The organism is Geodermatophilus sp. SYSU D00525, assembly GCF_054050475.1.
In genome coordinates this window covers 81,291-99,703 of the sequence record NZ_JBJGZK010000007.1, presented here as the reverse complement: position 1 = coordinate 99,703, position 18,413 = coordinate 81,291, and the positions used below count along the sequence as shown (strand labels likewise).

Below are 18,413 nucleotides of genomic sequence, written 5' to 3'. Positions count from 1 at the left end.
GGCTCCTCGGGGTGTGCGGGCGTGCGCCTCCGCCGACGGCGGGAGGACGGGCTCAGATGGAGAGGGTGCCGGGCGCGTCGTCGGGCCAGCGGTTCTGCATGCTGCGGGCGGCCATCTGCAGGTAGCCCCACAGGGTGGCGTCCTGCTCCTCGGTCAGGTCGAGGGTGTCGACGGCGTCCCGCATGTGCCGCAGCCACGCGTCGCGCTCGGCCGGGCCGATCGCGAACGGGGCGTGCCGCATGCGCAGGCGCGGGTGCCCGCGCTCCTGCGAGTAGGTGGTGGGGCCGCCCCAGTACTGCTCGAGGAAGCGGCGCAGGCGGGTCTCGGCGCCCTCCCAGTCGTCCTGGGGGTAGAGCGGCGCGAGCACCGGGTCGGCCTTGACGCCGGCGTAGAAGCGGGCGACGAGCCGCCGGAAGGTCGGCTCTCCGCCGACCTCCTCGTAGAAGGTCCGCGCCGACGGCAGGGACCGGCTCGCCTCGCTCATGACACCGATGGTCCCGCAGCCGGGCGGTCCTCTGCCACGAGGGCCCGGGTGCGCCCGTAGGCGAGCAGCGGCGGCACGACCGCGACCAGCCCGATCCCGCCGGCCAGCGCGACGACGGCGCTCGGCGGCAGCCCCTCCGCGGCCAGGCCGGCGGCCAGCGCGCCGACGCCCTGGATGCCGTAGAGCCCGCTGACCGCGACCCCGAAGGCGCGGCCCCGGTAGGCCGGCGGCACCGCCTGCACGAAGGCGACGTTGAGCGGGATGGCCCAGGACGCGCCGAGCCCGGCGACGAACACCAGCCCGACGACGACCGCGAACGCGCCCCGCCCCGGGCCCGCGGTCATGGCGACCAGGCCGGCCAGCAGCACCGGGGCCAGCGACAGGCCCACCAGCACCGGCATCAGCCGGTCGCTGCGCGCCGTCCCGAGGAAGCGGGCGACCACCAGGCCGCCGACGGTGACCCCGAGCGGGTTGGCCGCCAGCAGCACGCCCACCTGGACCGCGCCCTCGCCGAGCTCGTCGGTCAGCGGGGCGGCGATGCCCTCGGCGGCGTTGGCGAACAGGGTGCCGACCCACAGCAGCGCGATGATCGCCACCAGCCGCGGGCTGCCGCCGATCAGCCGCAGCCCCTCGCCGGCCTCCCGCCACACCGACGACGGCGCCGCGAGCTCGTCCCCCGGCGCCGGCCGCCGGTGCAGCCCGAGGGTCAGCCACACGGCGGACACGGCGAAGGTGGCGGCGTCCAGCAGCAGCACCACCGAGGGGCTGAGCACGGTGACCAGCCCGCCGGCGGCGAGGAACCCGACCACCTGGGCCACCTGGAGGCTGACGTTGGTCAGCGAGGTGGCGACGGCGTAGCGCTCGCCCTCCAGGACGTCGGCCATCAGCGCCGAGCGCGCCGACTCGAACGGCGGCGCGCACAGCGCGACCAGGAAGAGCAGGACCAGCAGCAGCGGCAGCGGCGTCCCGGGGACCGCCATGCCGGCGACCAGGACCGCGCGGACGACGTCGCTGGCGATGAGCACCCGGTGCCGCGGGAAGCGGTCGGCGATCGTCGCCAGCACCGGGCCGCCGAGCGCCCACGGCAGGAAGCCCAGCGCGAAGGTGAACGCCGACAGCAGCGGCGAGTCGGTGCGCTGGTAGACGAGGACGGTCAGGGCGACCCGCGCGAGCTCGTCGCCGATGGTCGACAGCGTGTAGGTGCCGAACAGCGGCCGGAACTCGCGGACGGCGAAGACCTCACTGAACGTGGCCCGCTGGGTGGCCTCTCCCTCGGAGGTGGCCCGCCGACCGTCCCCGGTGCTCATCGGGCGCCGGCGGCCGCGGCGCTGGAGGACGCGCCGATCAGCGGGGGCGGGGTCTTGATGCCCTCGGCGACGAACCGCTCCTTGAGCCGCATGCGCAGCTCGCGGCCGACCCGCCACTGGTCGGCGTTGGTGGAGCGCACCTGCACCCGCATGAAGACGCCCTCCGAGAGGATCTGCTCGACGCCGAGGGACTCGGGCTCGGCCAGCAGCACCGCGGCCCACTCGTCCTCGGCGTACATCGCGTCGGCGACCTCCTGCATGACGGTGCGGCACCGCTCGAGGTCGGTGTCGTGCGCGACGGGCATGTCGATGACCACCTGCGCGTAGCCCTGGCTCTTGTTGCCCACGCGCAGGATCTCCCCGTTGCGGGCGTACCAGACGACGCCGTTGACGTCGCGCAGCCGGGTGATCCGCAGGCCCACCGCCTCGACCGTCCCGCTGGCCTCGCCGAGGTCGACGACGTCGCCGACGCCGTACTGGTCCTCCAGGATGATCCCGATCCCGGCGATGAAGTCCTTGATCAGGTTCTGCGCGCCGAAGCCGAGCGCGACGCCGACGACACCCGCGCTGGCCACGATCGGTGCCAGGTTGATGCCGAGCTCGCCGAGCACGAGGACGACGGCGATGCCCATGACCACGAACGAGGCGAAGCTGCGCAGCACCGACCCGATCGCCTCGGCGCGCTGGGTGCGCCGGGCGGCCACCTGCTCGAGCGGGTCGCCGCCGCCGGCGGCCGTGCGGTTGCGCAGCGGCCGCAGGATCGTCGGCATCGACCCGGTGGCGGTGCGGTCGGTCAGCCGCCGGATCGCCCGGTGCAGCAGCAGCCGGACGACCGCGGCCATGACCACGACCAGCAGGATCTTCGCCGGCTTCTCGATCAGCGCCTCGGCGTTGTTCGCGAGCCAGTCGACGCCGAACAGCTCGTAGACCTTGGCGCACAGCGTCGTCGGGTCGGAGACGCAGTCGGGCATGGTGCCGGCGAGCCCGCTGTCAGCAGCGGCGGTCACTACGGAGGGTGGAGCAGTCATCACCCTCCATGGTGTCAGGTCGGAGCGACGGATCAGGAGTGATCCGCGCGCCATCCGGACAGGCCGGTCGCGGCGGCGAGGAAGGCCAGCTGGTCCGCGGCCAGGCCGACGGTGCGGCTGACCGCCCGGGCGCCGTGGCCCACCGACGTCTCCCGCCGCAGCAGGACCGGCGCGTCGGCGCTCGTGGCGGCCTGCAGCGCGGCGGCGAGCTTGCGGGCGTGCAGCGGGTCCACGCGGGTGTCGGACTCGAAGGTCGTGAACAGCGTCGCCGGGTAGGCGGCGCCCTCCCGGACGGCGTGGTACGGCGAGTAGCCGAGCAGCCAGCCGAGCTCCTCCGGGTCCTCGGCGGTGCCGTACTCGTCGTTCCATGTGCGGCCCAGGCCGAAGCGCTCGTACCGGACCATGTCCAGCAGCGGGGCGCTGCAGACGACGCCGACGGCGAGGCCGGGCCGCTGGGTGAGGGTGGCGCCGACGAGCAGGCCGCCGTTGGACCCGCCCATCACCGCGAGCTGCCCGTGCGTCGTCCACCCCTGGGCGACCAGGTGCTCACCGGCCGCGGCGAAGTCGTCGAAGACGTTCTGCTTGCGCTCGCGCATGCCGGCGCGGTGCCACTCCTCGCCGTGCTCGGAGCCGCCGCGCAGGTTGGCCACCGCCCACACCCCGCCCGCGGCGACCCAGGCCAGCGCCTGCGCCGAGTAGGACGGGGTGAGCGCGACGTTGAACCCGCCGTAGCCGTAGAGGACGGCCGGCCGCGGGGCGTCGGGCGTGCCGGTGCCGGACAGCACGAACAGGTGCACCGGGGTGCCGTCCGCCGACGTCGCGTGCGTCTCGACGACCGTCACCTCCGGCACCTCGCCGGCCACGGGGGCGCGCTCGTCCTCGACGAGCGCCGTCGGCGCGGCGGCGTCCCAGCGCAGCACCGACGGCGGCGTCGCGTGGTCGGTGTACCCCACCCAGGCCGTCGTCCCGCCCTCCGGCGGGGCGCTGACGCCGGAGACGCTGCCGGCGCCCAGGCCGGTCACCTCGGCCAGCCGGCCGGAGCCGTCACCGGCCCAGACCGAGAGCCGGTCGGTGGCGTCGACCGAGTGGACGGCGAGCACCTGCAGCGAGCCGTCGGCGCCGTCGACGAGCGCGACGTCGGACAGCACGCCGTCCTCGGCCTGCGGGACGACGTCGGCCCACGCCTCCACCGCCCAGGTGGCCGGGTCCTCCGGGTCGGCGACGGCGAGCCGCCAGCGCGGGGTGCCGCGGTCGCTGAGCAGCCACAGCCGCCCGTCGCGGGCCACCCACGCCGCGGTCTGCGCGTCGACGCCGACCTGGAGCTCGCGCAGGGCGCCGTCCCCGGCCAGGTCGGCCAGCCAGACGTCGTCGCGCGGGGCGGTGCCCGCCGACGCGGAGACGACCAGCCAGCGGCCGTCGCGGCTGGTGCGCACGCCGTAGTAGTTGGTGGGGTCGAGACCCTCGCCGTGGACCAGGACGTCGCCGTCGGGGTCGGCGCCGACCCGGTGGCGCCACACCCGGCGGTGGAACGGCTCCTCGCCGGCGGGCACCTGGCCGGGTGCGAGCCGGCGGACGTAGAAGAGCTCCTCGCCGCCGGGCAGCCAGGCGACGGGGGAGTAGCGGCACCGGTCGACCGGCCCGTCCAGCCGCTCGCCGGTGGCGACGTCGAGGACGTACAGCCGCGACTCCTCGTCGCCGCCGGTGGACAGCTGGTAGGCCAGCCGGTCGCCCTCCCACGACGGCGCCCAGGCGTCGAGCGTCGTCGTCCCCGAGGGGTCGACGGCCATCGGGTCGACCAGCACGCGGACGCTGCCGTCGGCCTCGCGCACCCGCAGGACGGCGTGCTCCTGGCCGGGGTCGCGGCGGGTGGAGAAGGCGCGGCCGCCGCGGTGCACCGGAACGCCGACGGCGCCGGCGTGTACCAGCCGCTCGAGCCGGGCGGCGAGGTCGGCCCGCAGGGGGAGCGCGCCGAGGACGTCGGCGGTGAGGGCGTCCTGGGCGGCGGTCCACGCCTGCGTCCGCGGGTCGTCGGGGTCCTCGAGCCAGCGGTAGGGATCGGCCACGCGGTGGCCGTGCAGGTCCTCGACCAGGTCGAGTCTCTCGGCGTCGGGGTAGCGCACCCGCACCACCGTAACGGCGCCCTCACCGGCGCCCCGGCACCCTCCGGAGTCGTTTCCCCGCGCGCCGGAGGCCCAGGTCAGGGCAGGATGGACGCAGCCCTGTGCGGCCGCCCCGGTACGGCGGTCCGGGGCGTCGGAGGTGATCCGTGTCGCGTTCCGCGTCCGGGTCGTCGCCGGCGGGCCACCCAGGTCCGCGGCGCGACCCCGTCCCCGTCCCCCGGCTGCCCGTGCCCTCGTCCGGCACGACGGCGGCCACGCTGCTGCTCAACGCCACCTACGAACCCCTGTGCGTGGTCTCCAGCCGCCGCGCGATCGTCCTGGTCCTGGCCGAGAAGGCGGTCCCGGTGGACGACTCCGCGGAGGTGGTCCACGCCGAGCGGGTGGCCCTCGCCGTCCCGGTGGTCGTGCGGCTCACCCGCTTCGTGCGGGTGCCCTACCCCGCGCAGGTGCCCCTGTCCCGGCGGGCGGTGTTCACCCGCGACGGGCAGACCTGCGTCTACTGCGGCGGGTCGGCCACGAGCATCGACCACGTCGTCCCGCGCAGCCGCGGCGGCACGCACACCTGGGACAACGTCGTGGCCGCCTGCCGCAGGTGCAACCACACCAAGGCCGACCGGTCGCTGGCCGAGATGGGCTGGCAGCTGCCGCACCCGCCGCGGACCCCGAGCGGCGCGGCCTGGCGGCTGCTCGGCGCGCGCACCGTGGACCCCCGCTGGCGGGAGTGGCTGGGGATGCCCGAGAGCGTCTCGGCGTGACGTCGGCGGGGACCGCGCGCCGGCTCTGGGCGCTGGGCGAGCCGTACCAGGCGCTCACCTACTTCGCCGACGAGGCGCGGTCCGCGGGTGAGGAGGCCGGCCTGTCCGGCTTCTGGGCCGTCTACTTCGCGCTGCGCGCCGCGCCGCTCGGGCCGGTCGGCCCCGCGGTCGTCACGGCCACCTTCTACAACTTCGCGCCGGCGTTCGTCGCCCGCCGGGTGCCCGGCGTCTGGGCGGCGGTGACGCCGGCGGACGCGCTGCGGGTCCGGCTGGCCGCCGTCGACGCCGTCACCCTCCGGGTGCTGGGGGAGTGGGCGGGCTCGGCCGAGGCCGCCGAGGCCGCCGAGTTGGCCCGGATCGCCGCCGAGGCGGTCGACCTGCCCGGCCGGCCGCTGGCGGCGGCCAACGCGGCGGTGGCCGAGCCGGACGAGCCGCACCTGGCCCTGTGGCAGGCGCTCACCACGCTGCGCGAGCACCGCGGCGACGGGCACAACGCGGCGCTGCTGGACCGGGAGGTGTCCGGTGCCGGCGCGCACGTGCTGGTGGCCGCGGCCGGCCGGGTCGACCGCGCGTGGCTGCAGAAGGCCCGCGGGTGGGACGACGACGCGTGGGCGGCCGCCGCCGAGGAGCTCGCCCGGCGCGGCTGGCTCGACGGCAGCGGGCCCGACGACGTGGAGCTGTCCGCGGAGGGCCTGGCGATGGTCGCCGCGATCGAGGCCGACACCGACCGCCTCGCGCTCGGCCCGTGGCGGACGCTCGGCGACACCCGCTGCGACCGGCTCGCCGAGCTCCTGGTGCCGCTGCGCCGCGCCGTCGTCACCGCCGGGCTCTTCCCCGACCGCAACCCGATCGGCGTCCCACCCGACCCCGACTGACCACTGGCGGCAGAGACGGCCATCTCTGCCGCACTGCTCAGGTGACGCGGGTGCGCTCCTCGGGGTAGGCGGCCCAGACGCCGTCCTCGAGCAGGGCGCGGAACCGGTCGACGGCGTCCCAGACGTCGACGAACCGCGTGTACAGCGGCGCGATCCCGAGGCGCACGCGGTCGGGCGTGCGGAAGTCCGGCACCACGCCGCGGTCGACCAGCGCCCGGGTCAGCTGCCAGGCGTGCGGGTGGGCGAGCGTGACGTGCGACCCGCGCCGTGCCGGGTCGCGCGGGCTGGCCAGCGCCACGCCGTGCGGCGCCAGGTGCGCGTCGGCGAGGTCGGTCATCAGCCCGGTCAGCGCCCGCCCCTTGGCCGCCAGCCGGCCGATGCCGGCGTCGGCCACCAGCCGCGCGCCCACCTCGACCGCCGCGGCGGCGAGCACCGGCGGCGTCCCGGTGGCGAACCGCCCGACATCGGGCACCGGGTCATAGGCCGGGCCCATCGCGAACTGGTCGCGCTGGCCGAACCAGCCCCAGATCGGCTGGCGCAGGGTCTCCTGCAGCTCCCGCCGCACGAAGAGGAACGCCGGCGCGCCGGGCCCGCCGTTGAGGTACTTGTACGTGCACCCGACGGCGAGGTCGACGCCGCTCGCGGTCAGGTCCAGCTCCACCGCCCCGGCCGCGTGCGAGAGGTCCCAGACGACCAGCGCGCCGGCGTCGCGGGCCGCCGCCGTCACCGCCGCGACGTCGGCCAGCGCGCCCGAGCGGTACGCGACCGCGGACAGCACCACGACGGCGACCCGCCCGTCCAGCGCCGCCGCGAGCACCGCCGGGTCCAGGCCCTCGTCGACGTCGGCGGGCACCTCGCGCACGGTCATCCCGCGCGCGGCGGCGACCCCGGCGACCACGTAGCGGTCGGTGGGGAAGTCGTCGGCGCAGCAGACCAGCACGTCCCGGCCCGGGCGGGCGTCGGCCGCGGCGACGAGGAGCTTGTAGAGGTCGACGGTGGTCGAGTCGCCGAGCAGCACCTCGCCGGGCCGGGCGCCGAGGACACCGGTGCCGATGACGTCGCCGACCCGCGTGCCGACGTCGATCCACGACGCCCACGAGCCGACCAGCCCGCGGCCCCACTCCTGCTCCGCCACCCGCGCCAGCGCCGCCGGGGTGTCCACGGGCATCCGGCCCAGCGAGTTGCCGTCGAGGTAGAGCAGGGCGTCGTCGACGCCGGCGAAGCGGGCGCGGAACCCGGCCAGCGGGTCGGCGTCGTCGAGGGCCTCGGCGTGCGCGCGGGAGAGGTGCACGGCGACCTGTCTACCGGGCGGGGCTAGCGTCGCCGCCCGTGACCGGTACGCAGGTGCACGAGCTCACCGCGCTGGAGCAGGCGGCCGCCGTCCGGGACCGGACGGTCAGTCCCGTCGAGCTGGTGGAGGCCGCCCTCGCCCGCATCGAGGCCCTCGACGCCGGCCTGGGCGCCTTCGTCACCGTCACGCCCGAGCGCGCGCGGGCCGCGGCGGCCCGGGCCGAGGCCCGGGTGCTGCGCGGCGGCGACCTGCCGCCCCTGCTCGGCGTCCCGACGGCGATCAAGGACCTCAACAACACCGCCGGTGTGCGCACCACCTTCGGCTCCGCGGTGTTCGCCGACTTCGTGCCCACGGTGGACGACGCCGTCGTCACCAAGCTCGCCGCCGCCGGGACGATCAGCCTGGGCAAGACCAACACCCCGGAGTTCGGCTACCCCTGCTACACCGACAACGACGTCGCCGGCCCTGCCCGCTGCCCGTGGGACCCCGCCCGGCTGGCCGGGGGGTCCAGCGGCGGCGCGGCGGTGGCGGTCGCCGCCGGGATGGTGCCCTTCGCCCAGGGCAGCGACGGCGGCGGCTCGATCCGCATCCCGGCCAGCATCAACGGGCTGTTCGGCATCAAGCCGACCCGCGGGCGGATCAGCAACGGACCGCTGGGCAGCGACGTCACCGGGCTGGGCACCAACGGGCCGCTGGCCCGCACCGTCCGCGACGCCGCCGCGATGCTCGACGCCATGGCCGGCCCGGTCACCGGTGACTTCGCCTGGGCGCCGCCGCTGCCGCCGGGGGAGACCTTCCTCGCCGCCGCGGACCGGCCGACCGGGCGGCTGCGGATCGGCCGGGCGCTGGAGTCCCCGATGCCCGGCGCGGTGCTGCAGCCGGAGGTGGCCGCGGCCCTCGACGACGCCACCGCGCTGCTCACCGACCTCGGGCACGAGGTGGTCGACGTCCCGCCCGGTCTGCTCGCCCCGGACGTGCTCGGCGCCTTCGAGCGGGTGTGGTCGCTGTCGGGGACGACGCTGCCGGTGCCGCCGGACCGGGTGGGGGAGCTGCGGCCGCTCACCCGGGAGCTGCGCGCCCGCGGGCTGGCCCTGTCGGCGCAGGCGGCGATGGAGGCGCTCAACGCGCTGCGGCTGTTCGCCCGCCGCTACGTCGAGGCCACCGACGGGTTCGACGTCCTCGTCGCCCCGGTGACGACGATGACGCCGCGGCCGCTGGGCTGGTTCGACGCCGACGGCGACGGCGCCGAGGACTTCGAGCGCAACAAGCGCTACGCGGCGTTCACCGCGCTCTACAACGTCACCGGCCAGCCCGCCGTCAGCGTGCCGCTGCACTGGACCGGCGACGGCCTGCCGGTCGGGACGATGCTCGTGGGGCGGCCCGCGGACGAGGCCACCCTGATCGCCCTCGCCGCCCAGCTGGAGCAGGCCCGGCCGTGGGCGCACCGCCACCCGCCGGGCTGGGACACGCGCGCACAGCCGACCACGGACACCGGTAGATTCCGGGCGTGACCGTCGTCGAGACCCTGCTCGTCTTCCTCGTGGCTCCGCTGGCGGTGTTCGTCCTCCTGTGGGCGCTGACCTACCTGCCGGGCGGGCGCAAGCGCCAGGGCGTCCGGTACAAGCCGGGTCAGCCCTGGGAGCACGAGCCGGTCTGGTACGAGCCGCAGCCGGAGGACGCCCCGACGCACGCCGCCGGCCACGGCGACACCCAGGCCGTCGGGTCCTCGCTGTACGGCGAGCCCGCGGCGCTCGAGGGGGGCCACAGCGGGCACGGGACCACCACCGGCTCGCACGTGATCGCCGGCTCGCGCGGCGCGACCGCCGTCTCCGCCGGTGCGCCGGCCCCGTCCGCCGGCGGCCCGCTCGGCGGCGCCCGCGGCACCTGGTGACCGCCCCGTGATCCCCATCCACCTCGCGACCGCCTCAGGAGGCCGGCGATGACCCGCGTCTTGGACGCCGACGCCCACGACACCGGGACGGTCGACACCGCGCCCAACCGGGCCGACGAGGGCTACGACACGATCTTCAGCTACCGCGAGCTGGCGCGGCTCGACGAGGCGCTGACCATGTCCTCGCGCGAGACCGGCCTGCGGTTCACGCTCTGGATCGGCGACCTCGGGCCCAAGACCCGCATCCGGGCCGAGGAGCTGCACGCCCGCGGCGGCGACCCGGCCGAGTCGGTGCTGCTGGCAGTCTCGCCCGGGCAGCGGGTCATCGAGGTCGTCACCGGTGCCTCGGCCGCCCGCCGGCTGCCCGACCGGGCGTGCGCGCTCGCGGTGCTGTCGATGACCAACTCCTTCGCCTCCGGTGACCTCGTCGGCGGGATCGTCAACGGCCTGCGGCAGCTGTCCGACCAGGCCGGCCACCCGCGGGGCGCCCGGCTCCACTAGCCGCGCGGCGCACCGCGCACGGCCGCACGCGAGAGGCCCAGGACCCGCCGGGTCCTGGGCCTCTCGCGTGCAGCGGGTCAGGCGCCGGCGGCGGCGTCCCGCGCCCGGTTGCGCAGCGCGCGGGCGATGCCGTCGCGGCCCTCGGAGACCAGCCGGCGCAGCGGCGCCGGGTGCCCTTCCCGGCCGAGCCACCTGTCGGCGGCCTGCAGCGTCCGCTCCTCGACCACCGGCGGGAACAGGTACTGCACGGCGTTCTTCGCGATCTCGCCGGGACGGCGCTCCCACATCGGGCCGATCTCGGCGAAGTACCGGTCCACGTACTCCGCGGTCAGCTCGCGTTGCGCCGGGTGCCAGAAGCCCGCGACCAGCGCCTCGTGGACGGCGTTGGGCACCGACGCGTCGTGGAACGCCTGCTGCCAGGCGTCCGCCTTGGCCTCCGCGGTCGGGCGCAGCGCCCGCGCGGTCGCCGCACGCCGGACCCCGGTGGCGGTGGCGTCCCGCTCGGCCTCGGCGTCGATCTCGGCGTCGCCGGCCGCGCCGATGGCCACCAGGCCGTGGAGGAAGGCCCAGCGGGCGTCGGCGTCGACGGCCAGCCCCTCGACGGTGCGGGAGCCGTCGAGCAGCCCGCGCAGCACCGCGGCGTGCTCGCCGGTGCGGGCGGCGGCGGCCAGGGTGCGCGACCACTGCAGCTGCTCGTCGCTGCCCGGCTCGGCCGACTCCAGCGCCTGCAGCGCCTTGTCCGCCAGCGCCGCCCAGCCGGTCTCGGCCCACGCCGGGTCGGCGTACGAGGTCAGCGCCGACTGCACCCGCGCCAGCAGCGACTGCACCACGCTGGTCTCGGTCTCGGCGTCGATGCCGGCCAGCACCAGCTCCACCCACTCGCGGGCGGGCAGCTCGGCGTCGCGGGTCATGTCCCAGGCGGCGGCCCAGCACAGCGCGCGGGCGAGGGAGTCGGGGACCGTGCCGATCGCCTCGCGCAGCGTCGCCAGCGAGCGGTCGTCCAGGCGGAGCTTGGCGTAGGTGAGGTCGTCGTCGTTGACCAGCACCAGGTCGGCCGCCGGGTGCCCGGCCAGCTCGGCCACCTCGGTGCGCTCGCCGTCGACGTCGAGCTCCACCCGGGTGGTGCGGGTCAGCCCGTCCGGCCCGCGGTCGTAGAGGCCCACGGCCAGCCGGTGCCGGCGCAGCACGGGGTGCTCGGGGACGGCGGTCTGCTCGATGGCGAACGAGGCGTAGCGGCCGTCCTCGGTGAGCTCGTACACCGGACGCAGGGTGTTGACCTGGCTGGTCTCCAGCCACTGCGCCGACCACTCGGTGAGGTCGCGGCCGGTGGCCTCCGAAAGGGGATCGAGCAGGTCCGCCAGCGTGGTGTTGCCGTACTCGTGGGTGCGGAAGTAGCGGCGGATCCCCGCCAGGAACTCCTCGCGGCCGACGTAGGCCACCAGCTGCTTGAGCACCGAGGCGCCCTTGGCGTAGGTGATCCCGTCGAAGTTCACCTCGACGGCGGCCACGTCGACCATGTCCGCGGCGATCGGGTGGGTCGAGGGCAGCTGGTCCTGCGCGTAGGCCCAGGCCTTCTCGGCGTTGGCGAACGTCGTCCACGCGGTCGTGTACTCGGTGGCCTCGGCCTGGCACAGCGTGGAGATGTAGGTGGCGAAGGACTCGTTGAGCCACAGGTCGTCCCACCAGCGCATGGTCACGAGGTCGCCGAACCACATGTGCGCCAGCTCGTGCAGCACCGTCTCGGCGCGCCGCTCGTAACGCGCCCGGCTGGTCCGGGACCGGAAGACGTAGTCCTCCAGCACGGTGACCGCGCCCGCGTTCTCCATCGCGCCGGCGTTGAACTCCGGCACGAACACCTGGTCGTACTTGTCGAACGGGTACGGGTAGTCGAAGACCCGGTGGTAGAACTCGAAGCCCTGCTTGGTGACCCGGAACAGCTCCTCCGGGTCCAGGTGCTTCGCCAGCGACGCGCGGCAGAACAGGCCCAGCGGGATGTCCTCGTAGCAGTCGGTGACCCGCGCGTAGGGCCCGGCGATCAGCGCGACCAGGTAGGTCGACAGCCGCTTGGTCGGCTCGAAGTGCACCAGCTGCGAGCCCCCCGGCCCGGCCTCGATGGTGCGGCCGCCGCTGTTGGACACGACCTGCCAGTCGAACGGCGCGACGACGTGCACCTCGTAGGTGCCCTTGAGGTCGGGCTGGTCGAAGCAGGCGAACACGCGCTTGGCCTCGGCCGGCTCGAAGTGCGTGTAGAGGTAGACCTGCCCGTCCTCGGGGTCCTCGAAGCGGTGCAGGCCCTCGCCGGTGTTGGAGTACCGGCAGTCGGCGTCGACGACGAGGGTGTTGTCGGCGGCGAGGTCGGGCAGCGGCAGGCCGCCCTCCTCGGTGTAGGTGGAGACGTCGAGCTCGACCCCGTTGAGCGTGGCGGACCGGACGGTCTCGGCGACCAGGTCGACGAACGAGGCGGCGCCGGGCTCGCGGCAGGTGAAGTGCACCGTCGTCGTCGAGCGGAAGGTCCCGCTGCCCGGTCGCCCCTCACCGTCGGTGAGGTCGAACCGGAGGTCGTAGCTGTCGACGTCGAGCAGGCGGGCGCGTGCGGCGGCGTCGTCGCGGGTCAGGTTGGGTACGGCCACGCCCGGCAGCCTGCCACGGACGGCCGACACGCCCGCAGGGCACCGGGAACAACCGGCCGGACGGGGCACTTGGCAGCGGGCAGTGGCGGGGTGCGCCCCCGGCCCCGAGGACGACGGACCTGAGGAGAGCGATCGATGACCGAGGCAGTGCAGAGCGCCCCGACCAAGGCACGGGTGGACTTCTGGTTCGACCCGCTGTGCCCCTGGGCCTGGCTGACCAGCCGCTGGGTCCTGGAGGCGGCGAAGGTGCGCGACATCGACCTGCACTGGCACGTCATGTCGCTGGCGGTGCTCAACCGCGGGCGCGACCTGCCGGAGGAGTACCAGAAGATGATGGAGCAGGCGTGGGGCCCGGTGCGGGTCGCCGTCGCCGCCGCCGAGAAGCACGGCGACGAGGTCCTCGGTGACCTCTACACGGCCATGGGCACGCTGCGGCACCACGAGGGCAAGGAGCTCGACGAGCTGATCGCCCCGGCGCTCGAGCGCGTGGGACTCCCGGCCGAGCTGGCCGAGGCGGCGACCTCCACCGACTACGACGAGGCGCTGGAGAAGAGCCACCACGCGGGCATGGACCCGGTCGGTGACGACGTCGGCACGCCGGTCGTGCACATCGACGGCGTCGCGTTCTTCGGCCCGGTCATCAGCCGGGTGCCCACGGGCGAGGACGCCGGGAAGGCCTTCGACGGGGCCGTCCTGCTGGCCAACCTGCCCGACTTCTGGGAGCTCAAGCGGACCCGCACCTCCGGCCCGGACATGGACTCGGTGCCGGCCGACGCCCTGGAGCTCGAGAACAGCTGAGTCCGCCGCCCCGCCGCCGGTCGCGGGAGCGCGGCCGGCGGCGGGGCGCCCAGGGGCGGGTCAGGTGGCGGGGGTCTCGGTCACCTGCTCGATCCCGGCGGCGGCGCGGGGCTCCGGGACGGCCGCCGCGGCCCCGCCCAGCCCGAGCTGGGACGCGATGTCGAGCCGGTCGAAGTACATGTGGTGCGACGCGGCCACGCCGTCCCTGACCGTGAGCAGGTCGCACTCCCGCAGCCGTACGCTCCTGCCGGTCGGCGGCACGTCGCCGTCCGGCAGGGCCAGTACGCCGGTGTGGGTCCCGACGAGCCAGCCCTCGTCGATCGCGGTGTCGCCGGCCTCGTAGGTGGCCTTCGGCTCCCAGCTCATGTCGGGGCACGCGCGCTGGAACACCGCGAGGTAGTCGGCGATGGCCTCGTTGCCCTCGAGCCGCAGGCCCTCGGGAGTCTCGGCGACTGCGTCGGCCGCGTAGAGCTGCAGCAGGGTCTCCCGGTCACCCGCGACGGCCGCGGCGGTGATCCGGTCCATGATCTCTCGTGCCTGTCCCATGACGACTCCTCCGGTCGTCCGTCGGGTCGCCGGCCGGTCTGGCCGGCTGGTGACGTCGGCCGGCCGATCGGCCCGGGCCCGGCACGAGCGGGGCCGGGCCCGCACCTGCGGCAGGCCGACACCCCGAGACGAGTCCTGCCCGGGCCGGGGTGCCAGAGGCGAAGGCCCCGTCCGTGCACTTCCGCGGCTGGCATGCTCGCGGGCGTGCCGCGACCGACCCGCCAGCGCATCCTGATCACCGGCGCCAGCTCCGGGCTGGGCATGGGCCTGGCCCGCCGCTTCGCCGCACGCGGCCGGGACCTGGCCCTGGTCGCCCGCCGCGAGCACCTGCTGGAGGAGCTGCGCGGCGAGCTGCTCGCCGCCCACCCCGGCATCCGGGTGGTCACCGCGGCGCTCGACGTCGACGACGCCGCGGCGGTGGCCGAGGGCGTCCCGGCGCTGGCCGCCCGGCTCGGCGGCGTCGACCGGTTCGTCGCCAACGCCGGGATCGGCAACGGGTCGGCCATCGGCACCGGGGCGGCCGCGGCCAACCGCGCCATCCTGGTCACCAACGTCCTCGGCACCCACGCGCAGTGCGAGGCCGCCGTCGAGCTGTTCCGCGCGCAGGGCTCGGGCCACCTCGTCGTCATCAGCTCGGTCGCCTCGGTCCGCGGGATGCGCGGCACCCGCACCGCCTACGGCGCCAGCAAGGCCGCGCTCAACGCGCTCGCCGAGGGCATCCGGTCGGACCTGCTCGGCACCGGCGTCCGGGTCACCACGGTGCTGCCCGGCTACATCGAGACCGACATCAACGTCGGCCGCCGCGGCCCGTTCACCGTCGGCCTGGACACCGGCGTCGACGCGCTGGTCGCCGCGATCGAGCGGGAGCCGGTGCGGGCCTACGTGCCCGAGTGGCCGTGGCGGCCGGTGTCGGCGCTGCTGCGGGTGCTGCCGCTGCCGGTGGTCCGCCGCCTCACCTGATCCCGCCTCCCGCACGCGGGAGACGGGATCACCTGAGCCGGGAGGCGGCCACGCGCACGGTCGCCTCGTCGTAGGGGCCGCGGTCCGGCCGGCCGGCCCGGACGGCGGCCAGCACCGCCAGCAGCTCCTCGCGCTGGGCGCCGACGAAGTCCGCGTCCACGACCGCGCCGTGGCCGGGGACGACCGGGCCGCGGGCCAGCGCGTGCAGCCGCCCCAGGGTGGCCGGCCACTCGGCGGGGAAGGCGTCCTCGAACGCCGGCGGGGCGCCCTCCTCGACCAGGTCCCCGGCGAAGACGGTGCCGTCCTCCACCTCGACCACCAGGTCGTGCCCGGTGTGCCCGCGGCCGAGGAACCGCAGCACCACCTCGACGCCGCCCACGTCGAGCACCTCGACGTCGTCGACCAGCGCGTCGGGTGGGTCCAGCGGCGCACGCCGCACCTGCCCGGCGGCCTCGACGTCCCCGGCGGCCAGCAGCTCGGCGATCCGGGCCGCGCGCTGCGCCTCACCGGTGGCCAGCAGGTCCGCGGCGCAGCCGCGCGAGCCCCACACCGTCGCCGGGCGGAACGCGGCGTTGCCGAAGCAGTGGTCGTAGTGCGCGTGGGTGTTGACGACGGTCCACGGGTGCGGGGTCACCCGCCGAACGGCGGCCGCGAGGTCCGCGGCCTCGGCCGGGGAGGACCGGGTGTCCACGACGAGGCAGGCGCCGTCGCCGACGACCAGCCCGCAGTTGAGGTCCAGGGACCGGTGCCGGCGGACGAACACGCCGTCGGCGACCTCGGCGAAGGTCACCAGCAGATCCGCATCGGCCGGCCGCGGGCGTCGAGCGACCCGTCGCCGACGCACTCGCCGGTGCCGTCGGCGACCCGCCGGGCCGACCACGCGGCGGCGCAGGCGTCGAGCGCGTCGACCGCCGGCACCCGCGGCGGCGCCGCGAGCAACGCGGCGTCGACGTCCATGACCGGGCGCAGCGCCGCGAGCCGCTGGGCCAGGCCACGGGCGGTGACCTTCGGGTCGGTCACGCCGCCCAGGCCGCGGCGGAACGCCAGCTCCGGGTGCACCTCGACGACGTGGCCGGGCGGCGGGTCGCCGAGGGCGTCGTCGAGCGCCCGGACGGACCGCACGAGCTGGAAGGCCTGCGCCGACAGCGACGTCCCGCCGGTCGCCGCGGTCGAGAGCCCACGGGCCTCGGCGTAGTCGTCGGTCGCCAGCACCGCGCGGACCGGGGCGGCGAAGACGGAGCTCCCCGCCCTCCCGAGCAGCGCCTTGGCCCGGACGTCGCAGGCCCGGGCACCGTCGTCGGACAGGCCGATGGGCATGTCGATCCCGACCACCTCGACGCCGGGGACCGCGAGGACGGCGGCCACGTCGGGCAGCGCCAGGAGGGTCACCGTGCGGCCGTCGAGCAGCGCGCCGACCCAGGCCCCGCGCCAGCCGTCCACCCCGAGCACCGCCACCACCCGACCCTGACAGACTCGGCGCATGCGCGTCTTCGTCGGCACCGACCACGCCGGGCTGGACTTCAAGGAGCACCTCGAGCGGGCGCTCACCGAGGCCGGGCACGAGCCGGTCGACTGCGGCGCCTTCGAGTACGACCCGCAGGACGACTACCCGCCGTTCTGCTTCGAGGTGGGCGAGCGCGTGGTCACCGAGCCGGGCAGCCTCGGCGTCGTCATCGGCGGCTCGGGCAACGGCGAGCAGATCGCGGCCAACAAGGTGCCCGGCGTGCGCGCGGCGCTGGTGTGGAACACCGAGACCGCCCAGCTCGCCCGCCAGCACAACGACGCCAACGTCGTCTCGATCGGCGCCCGCCAGCACTCGATCGAGGAGGCCACCGCGCTGGTGCTGGAGTTCCTCCGGACGCCGTTCAGCCACGACGAGCGGCACGTCCGCCGGATCGGGCTCATCCACGACTACGAGCAGAACCGGCACCGTCCCGCCGGCGGGCTGCCCACCCGCGACGGCGTGGTCTGACCGTCAGAACTGGTCGGGGCAGTAGGGGCTGACCGGCCAGGAGAACGCCGTCGCGGCCTGGGTGACCGCGCCCGGGCTCACCTCGGTGACCCGCCCGGCCGCCTGCAGCGTGCCCAGCGAGACGCCGCCGAGGTAGGCCGCGGCCAGCGCCTCGACGTCCACGACCAGGTCGGGGTCGCCGTCGGTGGGGGCGCAGAACGCCCCGGCGGGGTGCCCGCGCAGCCACCAGCGCCCGTCGTTCCAGGGGCAGAACCGGTCGCGCACCTCGAGGACCATGTCGATCGGCGCCGGGTAGCGGCGCGCGGCCAGCGCCCGGCCGACGTCGACCAGCCGCAGCCACAGCCCGTCCAGCGGGCGCACCTGGAGCGCGCGCGGGTCGGCCAGCAGGTGGCGCAGCGGGTCGTCGGCGGGGGCGTAGCCGGCCTCCACCGTCCGCACCAGGTCCAGGTCGAGCAGGTACCGCCACAGCGCCGCGTGGGTGGGGGTGCTGCGCGCCCGCACGTCGTCGACGACGACCGTGCCGTCGGGCAGGCCGTCGTCGGTCCAGCGGGCGCGCACGCGGAACGCGGCGAAGCCGGTGACCTCGCCGTCGGCCTCGGTGTGCAGCACGTACCGGCGGGCGCTCGCCCCGCCGCGGCGCTCGGCCGGGTCGCGCAGCGCGCGCTCCCACCAGCGCTCGTCGCGCTCGAACGTGCCGGGCACCCCGCGGCGCAGCGCCTCGTGCACCCGCGCGGCGCCGGCCCGCCACGCCTCGGGCTCGGCCGGGGCCACCGTGCCGGTGCCCAGGTCGACGCCGGGGCGGAAGACCATGTCGCGGGTGGAGCCGCGCAGGTTGCCGCGCTGCGTCGCCGGCGCGTAGCCGAAGCGGCCGTAGATCGAGCCCTCGGAGGCCCACAGCGCGGCCAGCGGCTCGCCCTGCCGCTCGTGCAGCTCCGTCAGCTGGCGCCGCATCATCGCCGTCAGCACGCCCCGGCGGCGGTGGGTGGGGGAGACGGTCACCCAGGTGACGCCTGCGCACGGGACGACGGCGCCGGGCACGGTCACCTGCCGGCTGTAGATGCCCCCGGTGGCGGCGACCCGCCCGTCGCCCGCCCACAGCGACAGCGACCGGTCCAGCTCCGCCGTCGGCGGGACCCGCTCGGTGAAGTCGCCGATCGGCTCGTCGCCGAAGACCTCGAGCATCGCCCGGCTGAAGGCGGGCCACTCCTCGGCGGTGACGGGGCGGAGGTCAGCGGGATCGGTCACCCCTGGTGTC

General features: G+C 76.1%; 18 protein-coding genes. 8 read left to right on the top strand and 10 right to left on the bottom strand.

Features of this window, described 5'->3' with window-relative positions; all coding sequences use genetic code 11:
- Positions 1–52: 52 nt before the first annotated feature.
- The 4 genes from ACI796_RS08395 to ACI796_RS08380 are packed head-to-tail and all read right to left on the bottom strand — an operon-like array spanning position 53 to position 4,939.
- Entirely contained in the window at positions 53–484 is a 432-nt protein-coding gene (locus ACI796_RS08395; protein ID WP_456940769.1) for a globin, read from the bottom strand.
- Positions 481–1,791 (bottom strand): MFS transporter, encoded by a 1,311-nt coding sequence (locus ACI796_RS08390; RefSeq protein ID WP_456940768.1) that lies wholly within the window; start codon positions 1,789–1,791, stop codon positions 481–483. Before ACI796_RS08390 ends, ACI796_RS08395 begins: the two co-directional genes overlap by 4 nt.
- Positions 1,788–2,798 (bottom strand): mechanosensitive ion channel family protein, encoded by a 1,011-nt coding sequence (locus ACI796_RS08385; protein ID WP_456940767.1) that lies wholly within the window; start codon positions 2,796–2,798, stop codon positions 1,788–1,790. Before ACI796_RS08385 ends, ACI796_RS08390 begins: the two co-directional genes overlap by 4 nt.
- 53 nt (positions 2,799–2,851) lie before the next feature.
- Positions 2,852–4,939, bottom strand: a complete 2,088-nt coding sequence (locus ACI796_RS08380; RefSeq protein ID WP_456940766.1) for a prolyl oligopeptidase family serine peptidase — start codon at positions 4,937–4,939, stop codon at positions 2,852–2,854.
- Positions 4,940–5,166: 227 nt separating this feature from the next.
- Between ACI796_RS08380 and ACI796_RS08375 the strand changes: the two genes are divergently transcribed.
- Positions 5,167–5,694, top strand: coding sequence for an HNH endonuclease (locus tag ACI796_RS08375; protein WP_456940765.1), 528 nt, complete (start codon positions 5,167–5,169; stop codon positions 5,692–5,694).
- The gene (locus ACI796_RS08370; RefSeq protein ID WP_456940764.1) at positions 5,691–6,569 is read left to right on the top strand and encodes an SCO6745 family protein; all 879 of its coding nucleotides are present in this window, start codon (positions 5,691–5,693) and stop codon (positions 6,567–6,569) included. The genes ACI796_RS08375 and ACI796_RS08370 overlap by 4 nt, the downstream gene beginning before the upstream one ends.
- Before the next feature lie 37 nt (positions 6,570–6,606).
- On the opposite strand, the gene kynU is transcribed toward ACI796_RS08370, so the two are convergent.
- Complete coding sequence (gene kynU / locus ACI796_RS08365; protein ID WP_456940763.1) at positions 6,607–7,860, bottom strand: kynureninase; 1,254 nt, start codon at positions 7,858–7,860, stop codon at positions 6,607–6,609.
- 38 nt (positions 7,861–7,898) lie between these two features.
- Here kynU and ACI796_RS08360 point away from each other — a divergent pair, with 38 nt between their 5' ends.
- The 3 genes from ACI796_RS08360 to ACI796_RS08350 are packed head-to-tail and all read left to right on the top strand — an operon-like array spanning position 7,899 to position 10,252.
- Positions 7,899–9,371 (top strand): amidase, encoded by a 1,473-nt coding sequence (locus ACI796_RS08360; protein ID WP_456940762.1) that lies wholly within the window; start codon positions 7,899–7,901, stop codon positions 9,369–9,371.
- Positions 9,368–9,751 (top strand): aa3-type cytochrome oxidase subunit CtaJ, encoded by a 384-nt coding sequence (gene ctaJ, locus ACI796_RS08355; protein ID WP_456940761.1) that lies wholly within the window; start codon positions 9,368–9,370, stop codon positions 9,749–9,751. Before ACI796_RS08360 ends, ctaJ begins: the two co-directional genes overlap by 4 nt.
- A gap of 48 nt (positions 9,752–9,799) precedes the next feature.
- Entirely contained in the window at positions 9,800–10,252 is a 453-nt protein-coding gene (locus ACI796_RS08350) for a DUF5130 family protein (protein ID WP_456940760.1), read from the top strand.
- 77 nt (positions 10,253–10,329) lie between these two features.
- Here the strand turns inward: ACI796_RS08350 and pepN are convergent, their stop codons facing one another.
- Complete coding sequence (pepN, locus tag ACI796_RS08345) at positions 10,330–12,882, bottom strand: aminopeptidase N (RefSeq protein WP_456940759.1); 2,553 nt, start codon at positions 12,880–12,882, stop codon at positions 10,330–10,332.
- A gap of 135 nt (positions 12,883–13,017) precedes the next feature.
- Here pepN and ACI796_RS08340 point away from each other — a divergent pair, with 135 nt between their 5' ends.
- Positions 13,018–13,680 (top strand): mycothiol-dependent nitroreductase Rv2466c family protein, encoded by a 663-nt coding sequence (locus ACI796_RS08340; RefSeq protein WP_456940758.1) that lies wholly within the window; start codon positions 13,018–13,020, stop codon positions 13,678–13,680.
- Between the two features lie 60 nt (positions 13,681–13,740).
- Here ACI796_RS08340 and ACI796_RS08335 read toward each other — a convergent pair whose 3' ends face one another.
- Entirely contained in the window at positions 13,741–14,226 is a 486-nt protein-coding gene (locus ACI796_RS08335) for an ester cyclase (RefSeq protein ID WP_456940757.1), read from the bottom strand.
- A gap of 204 nt (positions 14,227–14,430) precedes the next feature.
- On the opposite strand from ACI796_RS08335, the gene ACI796_RS08330 reads away from it, so the two are divergent.
- Complete coding sequence (locus ACI796_RS08330; protein ID WP_456940756.1) at positions 14,431–15,186, top strand: SDR family oxidoreductase; 756 nt, start codon at positions 14,431–14,433, stop codon at positions 15,184–15,186.
- 28 nt (positions 15,187–15,214) lie between these two features.
- On the opposite strand, the gene ACI796_RS08325 is transcribed toward ACI796_RS08330, so the two are convergent.
- Complete coding sequence (locus ACI796_RS08325) at positions 15,215–15,976, bottom strand: MBL fold metallo-hydrolase (RefSeq protein WP_456940755.1); 762 nt, start codon at positions 15,974–15,976, stop codon at positions 15,215–15,217.
- Positions 15,973–16,641 (bottom strand): DUF429 domain-containing protein, encoded by a 669-nt coding sequence (locus ACI796_RS08320; RefSeq protein WP_456940754.1) that lies wholly within the window; start codon positions 16,639–16,641, stop codon positions 15,973–15,975. Before ACI796_RS08320 ends, ACI796_RS08325 begins: the two co-directional genes overlap by 4 nt.
- 25 nt (positions 16,642–16,666) lie before the next feature.
- Here ACI796_RS08320 and ACI796_RS08315 point away from each other — a divergent pair, with 25 nt between their 5' ends.
- Positions 16,667–17,158: a ribose-5-phosphate isomerase gene (locus tag ACI796_RS08315; RefSeq protein WP_456940753.1), complete on the top strand. Its 492-nt coding sequence runs from the start codon at positions 16,667–16,669 to the stop codon at positions 17,156–17,158.
- Positions 17,159–17,161: 3 nt separating this feature from the next.
- Here the strand turns inward: ACI796_RS08315 and ACI796_RS08310 are convergent, their stop codons facing one another.
- On the bottom strand, positions 17,162–18,403 hold the full coding sequence (locus tag ACI796_RS08310) for a GNAT family N-acetyltransferase (RefSeq protein ID WP_456940752.1): 1,242 nt from the start codon (positions 18,401–18,403) through the stop codon (positions 17,162–17,164).
- Positions 18,404–18,413 lie beyond the last annotated feature (10 nt).

Excerpts from the sequence above, each read along its gene's own strand:
- ACI796_RS08395 (WP_456940769.1), bottom strand. The coding sequence starts at position 484 with ATGAGCGAGGCGAGCCGGTCCCTGCCGTCGGCGCGGACCTTCTACGAG.
- ACI796_RS08390 (WP_456940768.1), bottom strand. The coding sequence starts at position 1,791 with ATGAGCACCGGGGACGGTCGGCGGGCCACCTCCGAGGGAGAGGCCACC.
- ACI796_RS08350 (WP_456940760.1), top strand. The coding sequence starts at position 9,800 with ATGACCCGCGTCTTGGACGCCGACGCCCACGACACCGGGACGGTCGAC.
- ACI796_RS08340 (WP_456940758.1), top strand. The coding sequence starts at position 13,018 with ATGACCGAGGCAGTGCAGAGCGCCCCGACCAAGGCACGGGTGGACTTC.
- ACI796_RS08335 (WP_456940757.1), bottom strand. The coding sequence starts at position 14,226 with ATGGGACAGGCACGAGAGATCATGGACCGGATCACCGCCGCGGCCGTC.
- ACI796_RS08315 (WP_456940753.1), top strand. The coding sequence starts at position 16,667 with ATGCGCGTCTTCGTCGGCACCGACCACGCCGGGCTGGACTTCAAGGAG.